This window comes from Nocardioides xinjiangensis (genome assembly GCF_017916385.1).
Classification (GTDB): Bacteria; Actinomycetota; Actinomycetes; order Propionibacteriales; family Nocardioidaceae; genus Nocardioides; species Nocardioides xinjiangensis.
Window position 1 is genome coordinate 402,256 of sequence record NZ_JAFMSW010000002.1, and the last position, 21,567, is coordinate 423,822.

The 21,567-nt window shown below is 65.3% G+C and carries 19 protein-coding genes; 9 read left to right on the plus strand and 10 right to left on the minus strand.

Features of this window, described 5'->3' with window-relative positions; genetic code table 11:
- Positions 1–169 precede the first annotated feature (169 nt).
- Complete coding sequence (locus J3P32_RS16715; protein WP_210441305.1) at positions 170–1,525, minus strand: hypothetical protein; 1,356 nt, start codon at positions 1,523–1,525, stop codon at positions 170–172.
- A 630-nt stretch (positions 1,526–2,155) separates the two neighbouring features.
- On the opposite strand from J3P32_RS16715, the gene J3P32_RS16720 reads away from it, so the two are divergent.
- Together J3P32_RS16720 and J3P32_RS16725 are read left to right on the plus strand one after the other, a co-directional pair.
- A complete protein-coding gene (locus J3P32_RS16720; protein ID WP_210441306.1) occupies positions 2,156–2,368 on the plus strand; it encodes a hypothetical protein in 213 nt (70 codons plus the stop codon).
- Positions 2,369–3,664: 1,296 nt separating this feature from the next.
- Positions 3,665–4,681, plus strand: a complete 1,017-nt coding sequence (locus J3P32_RS16725) for a hypothetical protein (RefSeq protein ID WP_246851240.1) — start codon at positions 3,665–3,667, stop codon at positions 4,679–4,681.
- Positions 4,682–4,993: 312 nt separating this feature from the next.
- Here J3P32_RS16725 and J3P32_RS16730 read toward each other — a convergent pair whose 3' ends face one another.
- Both J3P32_RS16730 and J3P32_RS16735 read right to left on the minus strand, forming a co-directional pair.
- Positions 4,994–5,677, minus strand: coding sequence for a hypothetical protein (locus tag J3P32_RS16730; RefSeq protein ID WP_210441308.1), 684 nt, complete (start codon positions 5,675–5,677; stop codon positions 4,994–4,996).
- A gap of 1,051 nt (positions 5,678–6,728) precedes the next feature.
- The gene (locus J3P32_RS16735) at positions 6,729–7,199 is read right to left on the minus strand and encodes a hypothetical protein (RefSeq protein ID WP_210441309.1); all 471 of its coding nucleotides are present in this window, start codon (positions 7,197–7,199) and stop codon (positions 6,729–6,731) included.
- 657 nt (positions 7,200–7,856) lie between these two features.
- Between J3P32_RS16735 and J3P32_RS16740 the strand changes: the two genes are divergently transcribed.
- Positions 7,857–8,882, plus strand: coding sequence for a hypothetical protein (locus J3P32_RS16740; RefSeq protein ID WP_210441310.1), 1,026 nt, complete (start codon positions 7,857–7,859; stop codon positions 8,880–8,882).
- A gap of 112 nt (positions 8,883–8,994) precedes the next feature.
- Here the strand turns inward: J3P32_RS16740 and J3P32_RS16745 are convergent, their stop codons facing one another.
- The gene (locus J3P32_RS16745) at positions 8,995–9,813 is read right to left on the minus strand and encodes a nuclease-related domain-containing protein (RefSeq protein ID WP_307861740.1); all 819 of its coding nucleotides are present in this window, start codon (positions 9,811–9,813) and stop codon (positions 8,995–8,997) included.
- A 154-nt stretch (positions 9,814–9,967) separates the two neighbouring features.
- On the opposite strand from J3P32_RS16745, the gene J3P32_RS16750 reads away from it, so the two are divergent.
- Positions 9,968–10,873, plus strand: a complete 906-nt coding sequence (locus tag J3P32_RS16750; RefSeq protein WP_210441312.1) for a tyrosine-type recombinase/integrase — start codon at positions 9,968–9,970, stop codon at positions 10,871–10,873.
- A gap of 30 nt (positions 10,874–10,903) precedes the next feature.
- On the opposite strand, the gene J3P32_RS16755 is transcribed toward J3P32_RS16750, so the two are convergent.
- From J3P32_RS16755 to J3P32_RS16770, 4 genes are all read right to left on the minus strand, one after another.
- Positions 10,904–11,182: a hypothetical protein gene (locus tag J3P32_RS16755; protein WP_210441313.1), complete on the minus strand. Its 279-nt coding sequence runs from the start codon at positions 11,180–11,182 to the stop codon at positions 10,904–10,906.
- A 111-nt stretch (positions 11,183–11,293) separates the two neighbouring features.
- A complete protein-coding gene (locus J3P32_RS16760; protein ID WP_210441315.1) occupies positions 11,294–11,722 on the minus strand; it encodes a hypothetical protein in 429 nt (142 codons plus the stop codon).
- A gap of 148 nt (positions 11,723–11,870) precedes the next feature.
- Positions 11,871–12,521, minus strand: a complete 651-nt coding sequence (locus J3P32_RS16765; protein ID WP_210441317.1) for a hypothetical protein — start codon at positions 12,519–12,521, stop codon at positions 11,871–11,873.
- A 334-nt stretch (positions 12,522–12,855) separates the two neighbouring features.
- On the minus strand, positions 12,856–13,191 hold the full coding sequence (locus J3P32_RS16770) for a hypothetical protein (protein WP_210441319.1): 336 nt from the start codon (positions 13,189–13,191) through the stop codon (positions 12,856–12,858).
- A 479-nt stretch (positions 13,192–13,670) separates the two neighbouring features.
- On the opposite strand from J3P32_RS16770, the gene J3P32_RS16775 reads away from it, so the two are divergent.
- From J3P32_RS16775 to J3P32_RS16790, 4 genes are all read left to right on the plus strand, one after another.
- Positions 13,671–13,949, plus strand: a complete 279-nt coding sequence (locus tag J3P32_RS16775; RefSeq protein WP_210441321.1) for a hypothetical protein — start codon at positions 13,671–13,673, stop codon at positions 13,947–13,949.
- Positions 13,950–14,020: 71 nt separating this feature from the next.
- Positions 14,021–14,368, plus strand: a complete 348-nt coding sequence (locus J3P32_RS16780; RefSeq protein WP_210441323.1) for a hypothetical protein — start codon at positions 14,021–14,023, stop codon at positions 14,366–14,368.
- Between the two features lie 761 nt (positions 14,369–15,129).
- On the plus strand, positions 15,130–16,320 hold the full coding sequence (locus J3P32_RS16785; RefSeq protein WP_210441325.1) for a GNAT family N-acetyltransferase: 1,191 nt from the start codon (positions 15,130–15,132) through the stop codon (positions 16,318–16,320).
- A gap of 1,739 nt (positions 16,321–18,059) precedes the next feature.
- Entirely contained in the window at positions 18,060–18,506 is a 447-nt protein-coding gene (locus tag J3P32_RS16790) for a YdeI/OmpD-associated family protein (RefSeq protein ID WP_307861741.1), read from the plus strand.
- 140 nt (positions 18,507–18,646) lie between these two features.
- Here the strand turns inward: J3P32_RS16790 and J3P32_RS16795 are convergent, their stop codons facing one another.
- Together J3P32_RS16795 and J3P32_RS16800 are read right to left on the minus strand one after the other, a co-directional pair.
- Entirely contained in the window at positions 18,647–19,312 is a 666-nt protein-coding gene (locus J3P32_RS16795) for a hypothetical protein (protein ID WP_210441330.1), read from the minus strand.
- 272 nt (positions 19,313–19,584) lie between these two features.
- The gene (locus J3P32_RS16800; RefSeq protein WP_210441332.1) at positions 19,585–20,379 is read right to left on the minus strand and encodes a hypothetical protein; all 795 of its coding nucleotides are present in this window, start codon (positions 20,377–20,379) and stop codon (positions 19,585–19,587) included.
- 150 nt (positions 20,380–20,529) lie between these two features.
- Here J3P32_RS16800 and J3P32_RS16805 point away from each other — a divergent pair, with 150 nt between their 5' ends.
- Positions 20,530–21,528: a bacteriorhodopsin gene (locus J3P32_RS16805; RefSeq protein WP_210441334.1), complete on the plus strand. Its 999-nt coding sequence runs from the start codon at positions 20,530–20,532 to the stop codon at positions 21,526–21,528.
- The last annotated feature ends 39 nt before the right edge of the window (positions 21,529–21,567 follow it).

Consider the following 21,567-nt stretch of genomic DNA (forward strand, 5'->3'; position numbering starts at 1 on the left):
GATGAGCGGATGCGTCGACCGCCATGCGGCCGCGGTTCCGCAGCCGGATCGCCAGGGCTAATTCGCTCCCCCGATGGTTGGCGAGCACGGGCCGGTCCATGTCGAAGGGCCCGTCACTGCTCCGCGTCGCTTCGATCGGCTTGGTGCTCACGCCATCGCCAACACCTCGCTACTGACTATGCCACCACGTCGAGACGCTGGACCGGAACGCGTCAGAGCGGCGTCCCTCGACGGTCACGCTGCCGTCATGTGCGCACGTCATCCCGACGCGCACCGGCTTGTAGTCGTCGACTTGGAACCGCTTGGCGTCCTTGCGGTACACCTTCGCCTGGGTGAGCCGCTTCTCGCTGGCGTGCGAGTACACCATCGACCAATCGACGCGGTGCGAGGTCCCGTCCTTGTCGACGATGACTTGAATGCACGCGTCGTTGCCCTTGATCTGGCTAACCACGAACGCGCCGGCCAGTGGCACCGCCAGCAACCCGGCCGCCTTCCCTGCGAGCACGATCTGGTTGATGCGTACCGCGACCGTGCCGATCGACTTCGCGATGGACCGCATGACGACGTACTTCGTCAGCGCCTTCGCGCCCCACGAGGCGGCGTCGCTGCCATACCGGGCGACCCCCTCTCGGAGCAGCGTTCCGGCGAACGCCTTCCCGACCGGTACGCCGTACTGGACAGATGTCTTGATCAGCTGCTTGCTGAGGCGGTTCCCGACGAGGAACACGCATGCGCCCTCGCCCTTCTTCACTGTCGTCTTCCGACCAGTGATCGCACGCCACGTGAACGCCGCGTCGCCGCACACCGCCCCCAAGTCGCCACCGGTTCCAGAGTCGGACACCGACACTTTGAGGTCGCCAGCCGAACATGCCGGGTCCGTAAGGCACGGGTCCTTGTCCGGGTCAGCTGACAGGTTCCACGCCGCGGTGGTGGACCAGTTGCCATGGCTCGTCGGCTCGACGTACTGCGCGGTGCCAGAGAGACGCTCGCGGTTCGACGCTTGACAGGGGACCGGATCCCCCTCAAACGTCGGCCGGGCGCCGCATCCGACATACGCGTCGACGGGCTGGTCGGTGTACTCCTCCCGGTAGCCGGCGCAGTCGTCCACGGTGTGTAGGACCCTCGCCATGACTGTGAACGCCGAGAGTCGGTACCCCGAAGCACCCTGCGGTTCCACCGTGAACTCGTTGCCGAAACGCAACGGCGTACCGGCGCCTAAGAATTGCCATGTTTCGTGCTTGGCGCACGACAATGAGGACACGTCCGACCATGCCGTGCCGGTCGCCGTGAGCACATGCGCCTTGGAGCCGGTGACCCGGTACAACACCTCTGTGTTCGTCCCGTGGCCGTCCCAACACGCCCAGTCGTCACACCCGGCAGGCTCCTCACCGACGATCTTGACCTTCAGCCAGCCGTACCAGCCGCGATCGCGCCAGTCCGCTGCGCTGGCCGGGGCAGCGGACAGCAGCCCCATTATCAATGCGGCCGTCACGACCGCGCCCATCGTCGCCGTCCATCGCCGCATCGTTTGAGCCCCTTCTACACCACCCGTGGGTCGCATGCGCTCGACCTCCGTCGCCTGCGAGGACGCTACGACGCGTCGTGGCCCCACAAGCGCGGCTTCGAGGAACCAGCGAAGGATCTGTGAGAAGTGACGACCTCGTCAACCGAGCCGCCGGTCGGCGGAGCGTGTAAGCCGACGGGCTAAGTGGTTGAGTTGCCGCAGGTCGAGCACGTCTCTTGCAGCCTCTGTCGGTGGTAGGTTGCCCCCCGGACTACGTGTACTTGCTCCGCCTGATCGTCGTGATTCCTGGTCAGGGTCGCTCTGGCGCGGAGGCCGTCGAGAGCCACTATCAGGCGTTTGCGATCAGCGTCACTCCGCCGCTTGCCGGCGCCGTCCGTCATGGCCGCTTTTCGCCACCTACGACCGCGCTTCCACTCGACCGCGGCTTCATCCTGGTCACAGCCCGCAGGCGTCCGTCAACAGTCCGCCTACCGATCACCTCCCCGCCCCGAGTGGACTGCGTCGGAACGTGCTGTATCCAAGCTGAGGCTTGTCCCGCCGCGGAGCGAGCGTCACACTTGAAGCGCAAGCCGACACGGATGACCAGGAGGTCAATTACATGACGGTCCGTAAGGGCCTGTAGGAGGATCTGTGGAGACCGCCGCCAGCCTGGCGATCGGTCTCCTCCAAACCGCATCGGTACTTATTGTCGTTGCAGGTGTTTTTTACCTCGTTGCTCTGAAGATGGTTCTTTCAGCGGGTCGGAAGACCAAGGACCACCATGGCGACGCGGATATCAACACCAAGTTTGGAAGCAAGTTCTCGATCTCCTACAAGGCTAGTACCTCAAAGAAGGACAAGTGATCGAGATGATTAAGCCTTACGACCCCGGTTAGCATAAGATGACATCTTCATATTGGTCTGTGCATGCCTCCCGCTCCACGAAGGTGGTCCGCCGAGGCCGAGACGCTGGCTCCACATGACCTGCTAGGCACAACACGTATCTGCTTTTGTCGATTGGCCCCCAGTTCAACTGGGGGCCAATCCCACTTCTAAGGGACTCACGCGGCGAGCTCCGTCCGCGATGGAGGCGCAAGAGGTTCCCTTCGGACGGACGCGCTTGTGAGCGCGGACAGTCCCACCCGGCCAACAGTGAACTTGAACCATCGACCCTGCGTCTTTGCCGCTCATGGCGCGCTCAGCGGAATCGCTCGCGCGCAGGAAGGCGGGCGTGTGTACCGTCTCGATATGGCCGACGGACCGATCGCGCAATGCAGCGTCCTCCGATGCACCGACCCGGTTCACCGAGTCCTTCGAGTCAGCCCCCCTAATCGGCTGCTGCTACAGGTCCTGCTCTGCCTTGCGCATTCGGAGGCGGTGGAACGCGGGGACCGTTGGCTCTGGCAACACGGCAGCAGCGGAGCGGCGGCATCTCCGGCGCACGTCTTGATGGGCAACGATTTGCCGCCCCTCTTGACAAGCTTCAGCTCCACCGCTGGCCACTTCAGCGACCTTGGCGGAACCGAGATAGTGAGCCTCGAGCTCACCCACGGAGACGGATCGAGGTCCGACGTAGAATTCGAGTTGAGCCCAGAAACTGCGCAATCCATGGGCCTGTGGCTCAATGCTCGACACCCGGCGCCGCCGCCGGCGCAGGAAGCAGAGTAGGCCGGACCGAGCGGCGAGTTCGAGATGAGTGTTACGCAGATTCCCCAGTATGGAGACCCTGTCAGCTATCAGGACGCCTGACTCCACCGTTCTGCGTCCCAAAAGGACAACCACCGCGAGGCCGGTGTCCAGGTAGGACCGTCCGGGCGCGCGACATTGCGCCGCGTACCGTCCGCGGCGCGACATTGCGCCGCGTACCGTCCGGGACGCGACATTGCGCCGACGTTCGGTGGCACCATGAACACGACCTCTGACCGGGCGACCCCTTGAGAGAATGTCGGGCCTTCGTGCGGCAAGCCTTCGTGGCGGTCCCGTGGACAAGGTCCGCCCCGGAGAGATCCTATAAACGATCGTCGCATTCACTTTTCGGGGGTTCTGATGCGAGTTCTTGTTTTTGTGCTCACTGCTGCGGTAGGTGTCGTATCGGTCCAGGCTCCAGCACACGCTGTTGACAAGGATTGCGCCGATTTTGGGTCGCAACAGGCGGCGCAGTTGTTCTTCCTGAACAACAACCCTAGTGCTGATCCGCACGGGCTCGATGCCGATGACGATGGCGTGGTATGCGAATCCAACCCCGGGCCGTACTACTACGGCTCGGACCCGAACCCCGGCGGCGGAGGCGGCGGAGGCGGAGGCGGCGAGCCGGCACAGACCCCTTCGAAGCCTCGAACAATCAAGGTTGTGAAGGTCCTGCAGGGCGACCTCTTGCTATTGCGACGAGGACCCAAACCTGCCTTCAAGGTGCGGCTGCTAGGCGCCGAGGTACGCGGGAATTCATGCATGCGGAACGGCTCCAAGCGCGACCTGAAGAAGTGGATAAAGCCCGGCCGGGTCGTGTGGCTCGACGCTGACCGACGCGCCCCGAAGCGCGATCGCCAAGGCCACTTGCTCGCCGATGTCATCACCGAACGAGGCGACTGGACCATCCCCGGGACGCAGCTGGACGACGGGTGGGCAACGCTGCCTGAGTACAAGTTCACTGAGCGCCGCAGGTACAAGCGGTGGGCCGAGAAAGCCGAATACATGCGGAAAGGTCATTACGCGAAGTGCGTAAAGAACTTCGGCACTACGAAACATCCTTACGAAGTCGGTACGTCCTTCGACTTCGGCCCATGGCGTTACGAGTTCGGCCTGACTGACATCGATGCTCTACCCGAGATGCAGGCTGAAAACGCTGCCGCCCCCGGGACGGTCGTCTACGACCAGGACCGCCGCTATGGATACACCTATGCTCGCGTCCCGGTCACCATCACGCGCATCGGGTCAGGATCAGGCAGCGTGAGCTGGTTGGACTTCGAGTACCACCGAAGGTCAGAGACCTACGACCAGTTCAGCGGAGACTCGTGGTGCGGAACGGGCGATGCCTACATCGACGATCAGACGCTCAGCCAGGGGCAAACCCTGACCGGATTTGTTTGTGCGACTGTACCTAGCCCCGTTGGAGGCACGGACATGTGGACAGTCGACGCCCCGGACCTAGACACTTCCCGCTTCATCAGCGTGCATTAGTCCACATAGGTGTGTCATTGGCGCGTCCCTGCTCAAGCGGGACGATCGCATGACCGTCGATTGACGCTGGCGCGGGTCCGTCTGCATCGCGACGGACTCTCTTTCGGCTTTGAGTTCAGTGTTTGCCTCCTCGGTGCCGACCTGTGACACCGGCGGATTCCACCCGCAGACAGCGCGCACCTGTACCTCCGGCCATCGGTTGAGTCGAAGTCCTTCAGGGAACGGAGGAACTCGCGGCGGCTCGACTTCGGCCCGCGCCGCAGGTCCGGTGTAAAGGTCGTCGGCTCGCCTAGCAGGATGGTGAATCGGCAGTCACGGCTCGCGGAAGTCCCGCAGTTCCCAGGAGCAAGCCGGATCTGTCCCGCCCGCGCGCGGGCGATTCGTGGCCGAGTCTGGGAAGAGGTGCTCGGCTCCGTACTCGATGAAGGTCGACTCGTACTGCTGCAGTTCCCTTAATGATGTTTTCGCATCATCGAGCATGCTGGCGGAAGCGGCACCCTTACGGACCTCATCCTCGATCCGCCTCAGGTCAAGACCTATGTGATCGAAACCCGCGACTATGCATCGAGCCATTTGGCCGGCCGTATCGTCGCCAACAAGCTCCGTGTCGACCGCTACCTCGCGGGTTTCCCGGTACGCCTCGCCGTTGCGAATGCTCACTGGCGGATCGGGGAGCTCATTTCGTTCCAGTGAGTCTCGTGCTAGCTGCAGGCTTCGGATGTGCTCGCGCACCGTGTGTCCGAGCGTCGCATAGGAGTCCCGCCGTTGTGTGGCGACGAATGCAGCTTGCTCGCTCACGTTGTCTTTGTCAGTCGACTCGAGGGTCGCTTTAGCAACCATCCAGCTGCCGAAGAACGAGCCCACGGCAGCAATAAGTGAGCCCAACGCAGCGATGAACGCGGCGACGACGGCCCATCGAGTCCCCTTTTCGGACTTCCTGTTGGACGAATCGAGGCGTGCAAGGATCTTCGCTAGTTGATCGTCGCAGTCGCTCATGTCCCAACTGTCGACGCGATACCAGGTCAGATCATCCCCAGGCTTGATGAGCCTTCTGCGGCTCGCCGTGCGAGGTGAGACGGAAGCCTGCTTGAGGCTCGAGCACGCTCGCTGCGCCTGAACACTCCCCGACCCAGGCACTCCACAGTTTGCTGGTCTAGCGAGATACAGCGCCGCCGCCCGCCGACGTAGTTCCATCCGTTTCAGGCGCTGCTGTGGCGCGTCATTCCGCCGCGTTCAGGGGACCGATAGGGCGCGATGCCGTTTACCGCATCTCGCACTCTCTCGACCTGAGACGATCGGTGGTTACATCATCTCGCCCACGTGGCGACGGCTGGCTGTGTGGCTCGCTGGTGTCTGCTCGAAGCACCCTCGGATGCCGGCCGGACGGCGACGCTTCACCCAGCGGCATATCGTCCATGAAGTCTGGTCAGTTGCCATGGGTGCGGTTCGTTCGCCGATACGCCGGTTCGTTGCCGGACGAGTCGGCAAATCTCGGCCAGGGCAGGGTCACGCCAACGCTCGTCTTCGCTGATGTCGAGTACGTCGGGCATCGGTCCGCCGCGTCGGTGTCGTCGCGTTGCTGGTCGTAGGTGCCCTTCGAAGTGCTCGATGATGCCCAAGACCAGATACGCGTCCGCGGGGGGCGCTCCCGGCCAGCACGACCCAACTCTCTCGGGCGCAGCGCGGAGCTCCGCGAATCTCGGGGCAAGGTCAGCGACCGCGGCCGGCGCCAACTCAAGCGCCGCGGTCCACATCTGGTCTTCGCCGTACCACCACAGCACCCGCGCGAGAGACAGTGGCGAGGTGATCACGTACTTCACCGCCGACAAATCCACTTCTACATTCTCCGGCCCTCAGTCCCGGTAGGCCACAGGGGCGAAGCACTCGAGATGGCGGGCGGTGCTCCGCGGGGCGGAATCGTGGCAAGCCGAGTTCACCTCGGATCCGCGCTTGCCATTCCGCCGCCTGTCCGCCTAGCTCGAACATCCGCTCATGCCGACGAGCGGTTGTCCTTAGTCAGGCATCGTCGCCTACCCACGCGTGAGGTTCATCCATCGTCCGGTCGGAACGACGCCTCGATGACGAGGTCATCGAACGTCGGACCACCCGGCCCTGCGCTGGCATGGAGCTTCACCGCATCGGCGCTCAGTAACTCAACGAGGAGTCCAGCATTCGCGACCCCCGCCATCGTTGAGCCCCACTTCGGGTGCTTCCAGACATTCCACACCCGCACCGTCAGGGAGTCGCTGCCCCGCTGTGGCTGGGTCTTGACTTCAACCGTGTCGGGAGCGGTGGCTGTCCACAAGACGCCCTCCTTGAACTTCTCCCCGTTCACGGTGATCCAACCGCCGTCCGCACTAAGGCCGACGCCCTGCTCCTGGCTCCCCTGCGCGGTCATCCGTAGCTCCAGCACTCCGGCAGGGAGGGACCCGAAGACGTACGACATGTGCACGAGTTGTCCATCGAGCTCGACCGGCTCACCGCCCGAGTCGACAAAGCGAGCACCCAGGTCAGTCATGCGCGTCAGTATCGCGAGGTACGCGTCCCGACGCACTCATCTGCCGCGATGATTGCGTCTTTCCGCCGCCAGTGCGCTACAACATTGCCGAGATGTCCCGGCCATCCGGGACTCCAAGCCATGGAGTGCTGAGCCCTGGGCTGGCACGGTGAACCTATGGAGCGGTATGCGCTGATGTCGGTCTTGCGGGCCCCGAGGGGGTCCGGGATGGAAGCGCGGAAGGCGCGGAAGGGTCGCCGTCGAGTCGGTGCTCTTTGCTGCTTGGTGTTGCTTCAAGTGGCCTGCACGACAAAAGGGTCGTCCGACTCGTCGGGTGCGCGACCGGCCGATGCCGCGGCGACACCGACGGCGACTAGGACTATCGACGTCCGGGAGGAAGAAGACACTGACTCGGAGTCGTGTCCGACCGAGTCGCTGCGCTCATGGGCTGTGACTTCGATCAAGACCCGCCGACTGCGCGCGCGCGGAGATCTCGCTGATGTAGCAGTCGGGCTGACCGGTACGGCGACCATCGCATGGACAGCGTCCGTGGACTCCGGGGAAGTGCGCACACTGGACGACCCAGCGGCACCAGGAGACCCACAATCACCTGCTGGGCCTCCTGACCCGCAGCACCGCGAGCTGTTCGACGCCTTCGGCAAGGACGAGGCTCTAGGCATGGACGCCACCGGCGTGCAGACATTGATGTGGCTCTCGGATGAACGCGGGCCCAGCGGCGGCCCCAGCCCATTCAACGAGTACTTCGACGTCGTGCTCGCCGACAGGAACCAAGCCGGCGGGTGGTCGAGCTCCCCGACGGTCGTCGGAACGGGACACGTCTGGAACGCTCGGCTTGCGGTCAACTCCTCAGGTGCCGCGGTCGTGACGTGGGGGCAGTCCGATGGTCCGCGGCTTAACGTGTACGCCTCCTACCGCGAGGCCGCGGGAGCCGATTGGACCCAGACAGAACTCGTGGCGAAGGACGCATCATCGGGAGAGGTCGGTATAGATGACGCGGGACGCGTCCTGCTGCTGCTCGCTCGCGGAAACAACAAGCGCACACGGACGTACGCCGCTCGCCGCACGCCGACCGGAGGTTGGGAAGTCCCAAGGCGCCTCGCCGGAGGGGATCTAGGGGGCGACCTGACTGTCGGCGCCAACGGCTCCGCGGTAGTCCTACGTAGCAGAATCTTCTACGGCTCGGACTCACCGCGAGGTTCGCAGTTCACCCTCCGAATGACCCCGTCGGGCCGTTGGCAGCCACCCGTCCGACAACCGGCGCTCACCGATGCAGTCGTTGGGCGCTCCCTCGACATGGATGCCAAGGGCCGGGTGCTGCTGGCGTGGTGGGTCGGCCCGGACCTCATGGTCAGGCGGAGCCGCCCCAACGGCGTATGGCGTAGGCCGTGTGTCCTCGCAGCAGGAGTCGAGAGGCCATACTCGGTCGACCCCGACGCGCAGCTCGCGGTGAACCGACGCGGTGACGCGCTCGTGATCTGGGCGAACAAAGGTCAGGTTCCCGAGCTGTGGGCGCGGTATAAGCCCCACGGACAAGGGTGGTCGAGCCCGGTGAAAGTGACGCGAACCAGCAGTCCGCTCGGGTCCTACGCCGCCGACCTTGGAGCTGAGGGACATGGGGCGATCACGTGGATGCCGCGCAACGGGCGCGAGATCCATGTCGTGCGGACCTCGCCCACGCGCTGACGTCGGCAGATGGGCACCTGACCCCCAGCATTACGCCTGCGACCCAGGTGCCTAGCGAAGCCGCACGCGATGGCCAGAGGTTGCGTCTTACCGCCGCGTGCCAGCCTGACCGTCAGGCCGACGGTAGGGCTCTTGCGAGCTCGCGGTGCACGTGTTCGATCGCGTGAGCGTCGAGCGTCCCGAGTGACGTGAGGGTCGATTGGAGTCGTTTGGGCCAGAGCACTTGCACGTCGCGTGTGGTGAATGCGCCGCCGATCAGTGGCCAGTCGGCGTCGACGAAGCACAGGACGCCGTGCACAGGCACCTGGTCACCGACGACGGTGCGGACGACTTCGACCTGCTTGAGGAGTCCATCGACCAGCTTGGTGCAGTCCCGACGGCCGACGATCAGCCGTTCCACACGTGGGCGCAGGAGCCCGCCCTCGACCCGAAGCTGTGGGCGTCCGCTGTACCGCTTCGCGTCGATGACATAGACGCCCGTAGTGGTGACTGCGAGGTGGTCGATGTTCGCTCGACTACCGGGAATGCGTCGGTCGTGGAGGATCCGGCACGTCTCGGACTGCATCGAGTTCAGACGGCCTCCGAGGCGTTCTTCGCCGATGGCTCCGGTGTCCCACGCTGTGGTGGACTGCGGATCGTCGCTGAGGGCCAAGATGAGACCGCCGAGCTTCGGATGCTTGTCGCGGATCCGTTTCTCTCGCCCAGCCTTGCGGCGTTCGAACTCCCGCCGCGCGGAACTCCCAGCCTCACCAATCTCAATCGCGGGATCCGGCTTAGGCACATCGCGATCGTGGGTCAGGCAGCGGACGGTCTTGGTCTCGCGCTCGTAGACGGCTTCAATTTTCGCCGGCAGCGCGGCGTCGCAGATCCGGCACGTGCCGGCATACCGCAGACGCATCTGCCTCTCGGCTGGCGCCGTTGTGTCGTCCACGCCTGGACCGTAACCGTTGATCGCAGGCCTGACTCGGGCATTGACGAAGGTGACAGCGATCCCCTGTAAGCCCTGCGGTCTTAGCGTCGGGCAAGTGCCTCGTCCATGTTCGGCGCACAAGGTGAGGCTTGGCCGATTCCGCCAGGTGACACCGATGAACACCCTCCTGCCGTTCCAGCCCGATGCCATGACACCAGCCCAGCTCGCTGCGGTGTCTTACCTTGCTCGCTACTCCGGGCACACCCACACGCTGTACTCCCCCCAACTACGGCGCTGGTTCTCCTGGTGCGAGACCAACACCCTCGACCCGCTCATCGGGATCCAACGCGCCCACATCGAGCTCTACATCCGCCACCTCGGACAAGCCGGACTGATGGCGTCCTCAGTCGTGACCTCGATGCACGCCGTCCGCGGGTACTTCAGGTATGCCCACATCGACGGAATCATCGCGTCGGACCCAGCCGTCTACGCACGCCTGCCGAAGGTGCACCGCGACGAGACCCGCACCCAAGGCCTGGATCGCCTCGAGCTCATCCGGTTCCTCCAATTCACGCAGACGCTTACCGTCCACCACGGGGCACTCGCGTTCCTCCTCGGCATTAACGCTCTGCGGGCATCCGAGGCCGCTGGGGTCCGGATCGAGGACTACTCCGAAACCCTTCGAGGACACCGAGTGATCCACCTCGTCGGGAAAGGCGACAAGCCCGCCACCATGCCGATCACCGTCCCCGTGCTGCGGGTCCTCGAAGCCTGCCGAGGCGAGCGGACCGAGGGCCGACTCATCCTGCGCCCGGTGTCCGGGAACCCCATCGATCGCCGGGATGCCTACCGGATGGTCGCCCGCATCGCGAAAGCCGCAGCCATCCCACGCCACATCAGCCCACACTCGCTCCGCCACGCGGCCATCACCAACGCCCTCGACGCCGGCGTGCCGCTACGTGATGCACAGATCCTTGCCCGGCATTCCGACCCACGCACGACCGAGCACTACGACCGCGCCCGCGGGAACCTCGACCGCCACGGCGTCCACTTCCTCACCGCCTACGTTGCAGGGGTGTAACGAGAAGGAGCCTCGAAAGGGAAAGGACCTCTACCAATCGCGCTGACGGATGCGCTGGTCCATCAAGATCGCCCAGGTGTAGGCGGAACCTTGCCGCCCCTTGATGTCGCTGGGCCTTCCCGCGGGCATCTCGACAGCTGCCTTCTCGAAGTTGGTGCGCGACAACGACCTGTTGATCTCGCGGCCTTCCCGCTGGACCCGTAGGAATTCACCCGCGACGCGGTAAGTGAATGGAAGACCAGTGGCAGTCGAGAACGTCTGCCCCGCGCAGCGTCGAATGCGGTCCCGCACGTCGTCGAAGGAAGTCATGCGTCAGTGTGCAGTCGATTCACCGTCGGGCACTAGAAGCCGGCGAGCGGCGACCCTGCGCGCCCTTCGGCCGCGTGCCGGCAATCCTCGAGGCGGTACGAGTGCTTCCTTTCAGAAACCCCTAGCGTCTAGCCAGGGGTCGAAGGCAAGGATCTTCGGCTGGCGGAACGGAAGCCGCGAGCGCGCAACCCACGCGTCCATCCACTTCAGGCAGTCCAGCAGGTAGCGGCGTGCGGTCTCATTCCATTGTTCGTCGTGCTGAGCAAGTTCGTAGCCGACCATTCGATTGTCGAGGCTCGACAAGGCAACACCACCAAGCGCTTCGCCGACGGCCGCTCGTACGGACCGGCCCAAGTGCTGCGCCCCCGCTGGCAAGCGGTGGCGGTACTGGTCGAACGTCGTATCCCATTGCATGAGGTGGGCCGACACTTGTTCAGGCAAGATCGTTCCGTCAGCCGCTCCGTCCAAGGTGGACAAGACCGCACGTAAGGACTCTCGGAGAATCGACAGGACGACACCTTCGGGGGTCTGTGCGTTCACGCGTTCTCCCGTATTGGCTGGCTGGACCCTTCGACCCTAGCTACGCCCGGAGACAACGCTGCTGAGTTGGCGGCCCGCGTCATAGCGCCGCCTGCCGGCGCGACTTGACGTGTCCGCTCATGCCGAGTCCGTCGTCGTGCTTCACGGCTCAACTCTCTTCGTGGTTGCGGTACCGGACCACACCACTGCACTCCGAATCCAGCGGTGCTGGGCGCCCGCCGTTCTGGTCCAGCCCTGTGGGATCGAAAGGCGTCGAGTCGGCTCTAACCCCGGCGAAGGCCACCCATCCTGAGTCGTCTGCCAGATGGAACCAGTACTCGTTGTCAAACGGCTCGGGATTGTGGGGGTACGGGGGTTGAGTTCTCACCCAACCGTCCACAGTCACGAGTGCGTTACCGGAGAAGGCGGCGATCTTCGGCGACTTCGGGAGCGGCGCCTCACGTACGGCTGCGCCACGCGGCCGCCAGCGGTCTTGTGCGAAGACCGTGAACGGTTCACACCCTCCGGTGAAGGCGGCTACGCCTGGCGGGGGCTCCTCCTGGGTGTAATTGATCGCCACGCCGGCGCCGAGCACGCAGGCGAGCACACCAATCACGGCTGGGGTTCGCGGATATCGAAAGAGGTGAACGACCAGCGCACCAAGTGCCGTCGCCAAGGCGGTGACAATGGCGTTTCCCATGGGCGTGAGGAGGTCTCCGCCAAAGGTGGCAGCCCCTGCTACGCAGCCACCAACGGCGGCCGCAACGACCTGAACCCATCCCGCTACTGGCGCGATGCTGTTGGTGGCTTCATCTGGCATGGCTCATTTTGAGCGCCTGCCTCCACTGGGCCAACCGGAGTCCAAAAACGAGCGCCGCCCAATCGAAGCAACGGCGGGCACGCGTCCTCGCGCGACGGCGAAAAGGTGCAACACGATCACCGCAAACGATCCCAACGGTGCGCGAGCGCAGCAACATTCGACTGCGACACTCCGGCGCGAGCCGGTCACTCGCACCTGCCCGGCCGCCGAGACCGAACGTTGCGCCGACGCCACACCGTACGAACTGTCGTAGCAACGAGACGCCAGCGATTCGCAGCGGTTCTCGCAGAGATCAACTGCCGCGACGCCGCCACTGTCAACGACGGCCATGAACTCATAGGACCGGTGGCGTCCAGTCTTCACGCTCGATGAGCTGCCCGCGTTCGTACCAGTGCAGGGGTCCGCAATCGTGCGCCAGTTGTAAGCAGACACCGTGGGCATACGCGGACTGGCCAAGCATCCAGCCCGGATTCGTGAGGTGCCGCATTTTTAGGGCGTCACCCTTATCGACCAAAGTCGGGTTTCGAGGTACGCCAGGCTTGAGTTCGACAGCTAGGAGGTTCCGGTCCGTTTCGCCGCGATGGTGGACGATCAAGTCGGGAAAGATCTGACCTGACGGCCCCATCTTTTCAGCCACCCCCATGAGCACGCGGGAGTACTCGATGTCCACGGTGAGCGTCGACTGACGGGTCCGCCGTACTCGGTCGACATGCACGGCAAGTCGGGCAGCGACAGCCCGCTCGTTGGCCCGCAAGGCTCGCGTGCTTAGCGTTTCTCCGTCGCCAAAGCCGACAAGACCCGGTTGCTCCAGGTAGAGGCCTCGAAGCGCGTCGAGTAACAGGTCCCGACCAGGACGTCCGCGTCAATTGAGTTCACTCGGTGATTCAACCGGTCCGCCCACCGACGCACTGAAAAGTCGTCCACAACGCGGACGCGGAAGACGTGCGGCCAAGGGCGCCCGCGTGGCTTGAAGTGTTGCGAGGTTCCACCTGAACGGCCTCAACCTTCCGACATGGATGCGGCTGCGGCACGCTCAGCGTGGCGATCCCTACGTGGACGACACGTGGACCTGCGTCTTTCCGCCGCGTGCCGGTCGGAGCGCACGCTGTCTATCCGACGGTCAAGACGGCTTGGACGCACAATATGAGGATGCCCGAAACACACGACGACGACTTGGCAGCCGCGATCGGCCGACTGGTTCACTTTCTCGGCGCCGGTGATCTGACCCAGCGCGTCTCTGAAGCTGAGCACCTCCTTCTAGGAGCCGATCTCTCGAAGCTCGACGAGCGAGTGGGGTCGATCGGTCTGACAATCGAAGTGGCCGCAGCCGCAGTGCAGGTTCGCAACACGATCGGACGCCTTAACGACGTCATTCACGCATGCGTGATCGCCCAGTCTCTGCGCCACCTCCTCAGCCCGGCGAGGTGATTTCCAATCGGCCCTCGCTCGCAGCTGGCAACGATCCCACCCGACCGTTCGACCTCGAGACTGATCGGCGCGTGGCCGAGTTCAAGGTGTCCATTCGGAAGGGCGCCGATGCGATGCGGAGGCGCGGAGTGTTCGCCGATCTGGTGCATCTGGCGCTGGACGACTCGGGCAGGCAGCGACAGCTGTTCGTGGTAGGCCAGCAGCCGATTCACTTCCTACGTACCACCAGATCAAGTGCCGACTGGGGTTTGAACCGTTCGTCCGCCTTCCTTCGAAAGCGGTTCACTCAGCAGTTCGGCTCGCTGACTATTCCGATCAGCGAGTTCACGTCGAGCTTCGGCTCAGAAGTGGAGCTGATTGATCTGCGCGAGCGCGTGCCCGAGTTGACCGCCATCCTTGCGCTGGCTTCCCAGGCTTAGCTCGCAGCGGGTCAGCAACACCGCGTGCAGTCACTCCGCCGCCTAGTCGTGTGGCAACGAGGGCAGCCTGTTACTCCGGTGAACATTGCGTATGCGCGGGCAGGCTCATCACACCCTAGCGACCAAGTCGGCTATGCCCCGGCGCACTGTCAATATGTACGGGTGAAGCAGGAAGCCCGTGGCGCCACTGAGGCGGAGCGCCGCGCCATCCAGCAGGCCGTTGACGGCGGAGACCTCAAACGAGCAAGAGAACTGCTCGCTGGAGTGCGCCGTCGGCTCGCGACATCGACTAGGAAGAGCGAGCGTGTCAACGTCAACAAGGGGACGCAAGGAGCCCGGAAGGCGAAGGCGAGAGGCGAGACCCGGATCCCGGATGTAGCTCGCGTTCGAACGGTTGGCACGACCAGATTTGCGAAGTGCCCAGTTTGCGGGCGGGAGTTCTCAATCACAACGAACGGACTCGTAAGAACTCACCGCAATGACTCTCGTACCGGCAAGTGTCCCGGAAGCAGTGTGAAGGTGGCCAAGGCTTGGAGGGCGCGGGGAAAAAAGAGCGTTCGCACGGTGTCCGGTGGGCTGCCCAGCCTAGGCAAACGGCGGTGAGGCAGCTTCGATGGGCTCGTAAGCATGCATCATTCCGCCGCCGGACGGCGTACCTCAAGCATCCGGACATGCCGATGAGCGGACGTCGAATGGGAAGCAAGGGAGGCCCCCGACGTGACTGCCGCGCGAACAACCGCGACGCCTCCTAGGCTGCGGCCATGCCCCTGACCACCCGACCGCTCGCCCGGGACGACTTCGACCAGTCGATGGCGCTCATCCGCGAAGCGTTCGGCGACCTACCGCCGGGCACCACGCCGCCGAGCGCCGACGATCCCCCGCGGCCCGGGTACCACGCGTACGGCACGTTCGACGACGACCACCTCGTGGCGCGGCTGGCAACCCGTGAGTACCACTCGTGGTTCGGCGGCAGCGCCGTACCCACCGGAGGCATCGCAGGCGTCGTGGTGACCGCCGAGCGGCGGGGCGAGAAGATGCTCGACGAACTGTTCCGGGCAGCCCTCGACGACGGCCTCCGGGAGCGCGGGGAAGCAGTGTCGACGCTGTTCTGCACCGCTCCCGGGATCTACCGCAAGTTCGGCTACGAGGTGATCTCGTCCTACGACACGGTCGAGGTCCCCGCAGCAACGCTGGCCCGTATCACTGCCCCGTCCGGCGTGCGCACCCGCCGGGCGACGCCCGCCGACTTCGACGCGCTCTGCGAGGTGTACGACGCTTGGGCGGCCGCGCAGAACGGCCCGCTCACGCGCCGCGGCCCGTCGTTCCCGGCCGACGCCAAGGCCTTCATCGACGCGTTCACCGGAGTCACGCTCGCGGTCGACGACGCGGGCGAGGTGATCGGCTTCGCGAGCTGGGACCGCGGCCAGGAGACCGGCGACTCCGCGACCCTTGAGGTCGTCGATCTGCTCGCACTGAGCGGCGACGCCTACGGCGCCCTGTGGCACGTCCTCGGTTCGTTCGGCAGCGTGGTCGGCCAGGTGCGGCTGCGTACGTCGGGCCACGACGTGGCCCGGCTGTCGCTCCCGTCTTCGCACTGGAAGGCCGTGGAGCGCGAGCCGTACATGCTGCGCGTGCACGACTTGCCCGGCGCGTTCGCCGGCCGCGACTGGCCGGTGGACGGCGACGTCACGTTCTCCGTCTCCGGGGATCACCTCGGGACGACCAACGGGGCCTGGCGCCTGGTGATCGAGCGGGGAAAGGCCACCTGCACGCCGGCCGCGATCGCCGACGGTCCCGTCCTGACACCCGGCGGGCTCGCACTGGCCTGGGCCGGCGCCCAGACCTGCGCCAACCTCCGGATGGCCGGGCACCTCTCTGGCGGCATGGAGAACGACGAGGCCCTCGACCGGGTGCTTGCGCCGCGGCCGATCCACATCCGCGATCACTTCTGAGTCGCGGCGGGGTCCGCCACAGGTTCACGCATACGCTCGTCCACGCACGGGCGGCGCCTTGGTGCTGGGTGTTCTTGGGCTCGTGATGGTTGCCGTGCTGGTACTCCCTAACTGACCGTAGCCGCCGGCCAGTCCGAGCACCTCCGAGGCGACCGCTCATGCCGCGATGAGCGCACGAACCTGCCGAGATCCGTGCGTCAGAACTGGTCGCCGGAGAGGTCTGTGTAGATGCGCCCTCGGTCGTCGGGTGCCACCAGTGTCGGCCACGGAGACTCCGAAGCCGTTCTTGCCGTACCTGACACCGAGTACCTCGTCTGGCGAGAAGCCCTTGAACGTCCATGTGTGTACCTGGTGCGGGGTGTCTGCGAACACCGAGCCCTGGGCATCGGCTCCGACGTCATGACACTCTGCCTCGTCCGCTTATACGTGGCGAGCGGCCTCCCGGCTCGTCATTCCGTATGACGTGTACACGACGCCTACCACGCGGATCTGCGCAGCACAGTCCGCCGACGACTAGGTACCGCTCGCCGAGCAACCCCGTCGCAGCGGCGATGACGACACAGAACACGAGGAACCTCACCCGGTCAGTCTGCCGCCCCATCACGACAGTTCGGCGACGTGGACACGCGACTGGCTCCACCGGCGAATGTCCGGATCTGCCGCTTTCCGCGCAGTCGCAAAGGTGACCCATTCCGCCGCCTGACGGCGTCGGCTGCGAGATCCGCTTACGACCTCCGCTCTTAAGTCGCGCTCGTGGTAATCGGCCGTTGAGGCCTCTCAAACACGACCCCGCGGGAGCAGCCTCAGTCGTGACCGACGTTCCAATACTTTGCCACAACGCGGCCGCCTCGATATTCGATGACGGACCACTGCCAGAAGGCCATCAGGTCGTAGGTGATGTGCACCTTGCCCGCATACCTGAAGGGGTCCCGCCCGTCACTGCCGACGATCTAGGCCACTCGGGCGCGGGTCATCCCGCGATGTATCCGGCGCCATTCCGCTCTAGACACCGTGCCGTCGACAGTCTTTTCAGCGACGGCAAGTCTCTGGGACCGGGCGTTCTCCACCCCCCGGCACGTCCCGAGGGTCTCGGACAGGTACTCCCCTACGGGTACTCGTGGGAAGTAGTAGCCCGGCAGGCTTCCTCGCCAGCTCCAGGTCCGCGTCCATCCGGAATCCAAGTTGGTGAGCGTCCAAGTGGTAGTCGGCTCGCTGTAGTCCGAGCACCACACCACCGGGTTCGAGATGCCACCCCTGCCTCCTGCGGGAGCGTCAAAGGCCGCGGCCTTCGAGATGCGCGTCGTGACCAACGAACGCGAATCGCCGACTGCCACGGACGACGGTGCTGAGACCGTTAGGACGAGCGCGCCGCACATCGAAGCCGTTAGGACGGCGGCGACGGGCCGATTCATACGAAATCCAAGATTAGGCACGGCTCCCCCGGGTGACTCGACAAGGTGTGCTGTTCTAGTAGCACGGCTCGGCAGGTGTATGCCACCTCCTTCCATCTACCCGACCTCGCTCCGCGGTGTCCGCCAACGACTTCGCGGTTGCCGGCCGTGGTCTCTGCCTTGCCCTGCTGCCCTTCGACGAGGAGCCTGCGTCGGTCGCCTCCGCAGGTGAGTCTCTTCGCCGCCTGTCGGGGACATCCCAATCCCCATGACAGTGCGTTTTGGATACAGTCTCCGATGCCGCACCGAACGCCTTGGAGACTGATGACGCCAGCCGAACCTGAAGTTGTGGCCTTCGAGACCACGCTGAGCGCGAGTGGCAACAACACCGGCATCGTGGTGCCGGACGACGTCGTCGAGCGACTCGGGCGTGGTAAGCGTCCTCCCGTCCTCGTGACCGTGAATGACTACGAGTACCGCAGTACGGTCGCGGTGATGGGCGGTCGATACGTCATCAGCCTCAGCGCTGCTGTGCGCGCTGCGACCGGGCTGAAGGGTGGAGACCCGATCTCGGTGACGCTGCAAGTCGCGGATACTCCACGGGAGGTCGAGGTGCCTTCAGACTTCGCTGCTGCAATGGAGCAGCAGGAACCGGCCCGACAGTTCTTCGACGGGCTCTCGAACAGTGTGCAGAGGTACCACGTGGACAACATCAACGCGGCGAAGGCTCCAGAAACTCGGCAGCGGCGCATCGACAAGTCGGTTGGCCTCTTCTTGGCTGGCAAGCAGCGTTAGCCCCCCGCAACAACAACTCGTGCTGACGGGCACTTCGGAACGTCCGGATTCGCTGCGACTAGTGCGTCCTACCGCCGCCTGACGGCGCACCAGAGCGTCTTGGATCTCGATAGACGGACTTGAGGCGCGCGTCCCTCGAGCTACGGGTGGTGGAGCCTGGCGTGGGTTTCACCACCAGCTGGCTCTTGACCGGTCCGATAGGCGTGGTCCTCCCACACCGCATCCCCGCGCGGGCCAATGGTCGCTTCGCCGTAGCGCATGGTTGCGGCGCGCACCTCGGCCTCGATCCAGCGGGGCTGGCCCAGGCACTGGCGAGGTACGGACATGGTCAACGGGTCGACGTCGTAATCGATGTCGACAGTGGCAGCGGAGCAGCGCGACCCGCCGGCGCCGTAGACGTCGATGCTGCTGTCACCGAGATATGTCAGGGCGGTCGCCTGCGTGGGAAGGCGGGAGCCGGTGCTGTCCGTCGTCACGTAAGCAGTCAGGTCCAGGTACTGACGTGGGCGCAAGTCTTTGAAGGCGACGTGGATGGTGACCACGTCGGAACCGTGATCGACCGTCGTACTCACGATGTCCGTGATCGTGTTGCCGGGAGCGGCGGAGACGATTTCCCGGTCTTTGCCTAGTCCGCTCACCACCACATCACCCGCTGGGTCGGAGATCCTGCTCCGTGTGACACCGTCCGGCTGGGAGTCCGCCGAACAACCCGCAAGGGCGGCGACGATGACCAGCATCGATGAGCAGTGGCTCAGGCGGCTCGTACGGCGCGACGCACGTCCGGCGTGCCAGCGCTGGGACGTCACGGCGGCTCCTAATGGGTCGAGGCGGAGGCGGCTCAGCCTATGGCTCCAGCCGGTGCACCGAGTGCCACCGGCTGCGGAGCGTCTCGCGCCCGATGCGGGGTGTCACATCGGCGAGTGACGGCGCGCGCAGAGCGCACGGGCCATGGTGCCTCATGCCGGCTCGACAAGGATTCGAAGCTCGGCGGCCGCCTCCGGCGTGGCCCTGCCTCGATCGCGGGTGAGACTGGCGACGAGCTCCGGCTCCGGACGCAGTCGCCACAACGGATGAGGGCTCAGAAGCCGCCGAAGTCGCCGCCGAAGTCGAAACCCCCGCCGTCGCCCCCGCCGTCGCCCCCGCCGTCGCCACCTCCGTCGACCCCGCCGTCGCCACCTCCGTCGACCCCGCCGTCACTCCCGTCGAAGCCGCTGCCGAAGTCGCCGAACATCATCCCGCCCATGAACATCCAGGTCATGGGTCCGAAGGCGCCGAAGTAGCCCACGGCGTACGGCTCGTAGGCGCGCCCGCCCTGCCAGTAGGGAACCCGCTGCGCGCCGACCATGACCTTGCGGACGTCCGGTTCGGCGCCGGCGTTGACGCGTTCGACGTCGAGGGCGCACGCGGGCACGTCTCGCTCGACGCCGTCAGGGGGGACGAAGGGGACGTCGGCGACGGAGGGTCCGTGGCGCGGGTCGAAGAAGCACGGCGGCCTTCGGGTAGGGAGCGGCCGCCCCTCGACCCGGGCACGCACGCACGCGATGGCGTAGCGCCCGTCCTCGACGATCGAGGTGATGTGCCGGATGTCTCCCGGCTCGGTGATGGAGTCGCCGGCGGTCTTGGCCGACTCGTAGGCGTCGAGCGCACGCTGGTAGTCGGCGTTGGCGCCGGCGTCCAGGTCGTGACCGCTCATCTCGTAGTCGAGCTCCTGGAGGTCGACACCGAATGCGGTGATGTCCTCGAAGGCCAGCTTCTTCACCGGGGCGAGCTCCTCCTCGCGCCGCTGAACCGCCCGCTCCTTGCTGCGACGTGCGAGGACGACCGCGCCCACGCCCACCACGGCCAGGACCACCAGCAGCAGGATCGCATCCATGACGCGAGCCTACGTCGCCACTCGCAGGCGGTGCCGCGTCGTCCGCGGCCGGGTGGTGAGGACGCCACATGCCCGGTTGTCCGCCGGGGTACCGGCCGGGCCAGCACGTCGACGTACGTACGAACGGCCGCACCATCGGGAGGATCGCTGATGCTCCTCGCCGCGTCCGCCGATGTCACAGCTCCCGAGAAGGTCGTGCTGAGCTCGGCTCAGCACGACCTGATCGTCTTCAGCATCGTGGTGGCGGGCTTCGCCCTGTTCGCCCACTTCCTCTACAACTGGAACAGCATGGGTGAGGTGAGCTCGCGCTACCGGCCGGCTGTGCTCGCGAGCCTGTGCATCGCTGGGGTTGCGACCCTGTCCTACCTCATGTTGTTCCTGATGGTCGACAGTGGCTACGACTACTCGGCAGGCAGCTACGTGCCGAACCCCGAGGCGCTGTCCAGCATCACGTCTCGCTACATGGACTGGGCCGTCACCGTGCCCCTGCTGATGGCCGAGCTCCTGGCGGTGTGCACGCTGGTCGGCCGCAAGCTCGCCGGCACACGAGCGGTCGTGATGGCGGCGGCGTTCGCGATGATCGTCACCGGCTACCTGGGAGACCAGGTGTTCAAGCAGGGTGAGAGCACCTTCTGGCTGTGGCTGTGGTGGGGCATCAGCATGGCCTGCTTCGTGGTGATCTACGTGGTCCTGGTCCCGGCGGTCGTGACGTCCGTCAGGAGCCTGCCCGAGGATGTGGGACGCGGCCTCAGCCAGGCCGCAACGGTGCTGCTGTCCGTCTTCTTCGTCTACCCGATCGTCTACCTGCTCCCGATCTTCTTCGACGGCGGATGGTGGACCACGAGCATCCACGTGGCGTTCTCAGCCGCCGACGTCATCGCGAAGGTCGGTTTCGGCATGCTCGTCCACAAGGTCGCCAAGCTCCGGACCGCCGCCGACGTGGCCGCTGGTGACGAGACCCACCCCGAGCCGGTCTGGGTGAACAGCGTCCACCACAGCGACGGCGTCCAGCCGGCTCAGCGGCCGTTCGAAGAATGGCCCCACCGGCGCGGCGACGCCCACAGCGTGGCCGGCGCGGACGGTGCCACGGCACCCTCCTCGACGGGCAGCCGCGTCGAGGACACCGCCGACGGCGGTCCTCGGCACTGAGCCGTCCCACGTCATGGAGCATGTCGTCAGGCCCGCGCG

Bases quoted from the DNA above. Each gene is read 5' to 3' on its own strand.
- J3P32_RS16715 (WP_210441305.1), bottom strand. From the start codon at position 1,525: ATGCGGCGATGGACGGCGACGATGGGCGCGGTCGTGACGGCCGCATTG.
- J3P32_RS16730 (WP_210441308.1), bottom strand. From the start codon at position 5,677: ATGAGCGACTGCGACGATCAACTAGCGAAGATCCTTGCACGCCTCGAT.
- J3P32_RS16735 (WP_210441309.1), bottom strand. From the start codon at position 7,199: ATGACTGACCTGGGTGCTCGCTTTGTCGACTCGGGCGGTGAGCCGGTC.
- J3P32_RS16740 (WP_210441310.1), top strand. From the start codon at position 7,857: ATGGACGCCACCGGCGTGCAGACATTGATGTGGCTCTCGGATGAACGC.
- J3P32_RS16750 (WP_210441312.1), top strand. From the start codon at position 9,968: ATGAACACCCTCCTGCCGTTCCAGCCCGATGCCATGACACCAGCCCAG.
- J3P32_RS16755 (WP_210441313.1), bottom strand. From the start codon at position 11,182: ATGACTTCCTTCGACGACGTGCGGGACCGCATTCGACGCTGCGCGGGG.
- J3P32_RS16765 (WP_210441317.1), bottom strand. From the start codon at position 12,521: ATGCCAGATGAAGCCACCAACAGCATCGCGCCAGTAGCGGGATGGGTT.
- J3P32_RS16775 (WP_210441321.1), top strand. From the start codon at position 13,671: ATGCCCGAAACACACGACGACGACTTGGCAGCCGCGATCGGCCGACTG.
- J3P32_RS16785 (WP_210441325.1), top strand. From the start codon at position 15,130: ATGCCCCTGACCACCCGACCGCTCGCCCGGGACGACTTCGACCAGTCG.
- J3P32_RS16800 (WP_210441332.1), bottom strand. From the start codon at position 20,379: ATGGATGCGATCCTGCTGCTGGTGGTCCTGGCCGTGGTGGGCGTGGGC.
- J3P32_RS16805 (WP_210441334.1), top strand. From the start codon at position 20,530: ATGCTCCTCGCCGCGTCCGCCGATGTCACAGCTCCCGAGAAGGTCGTG.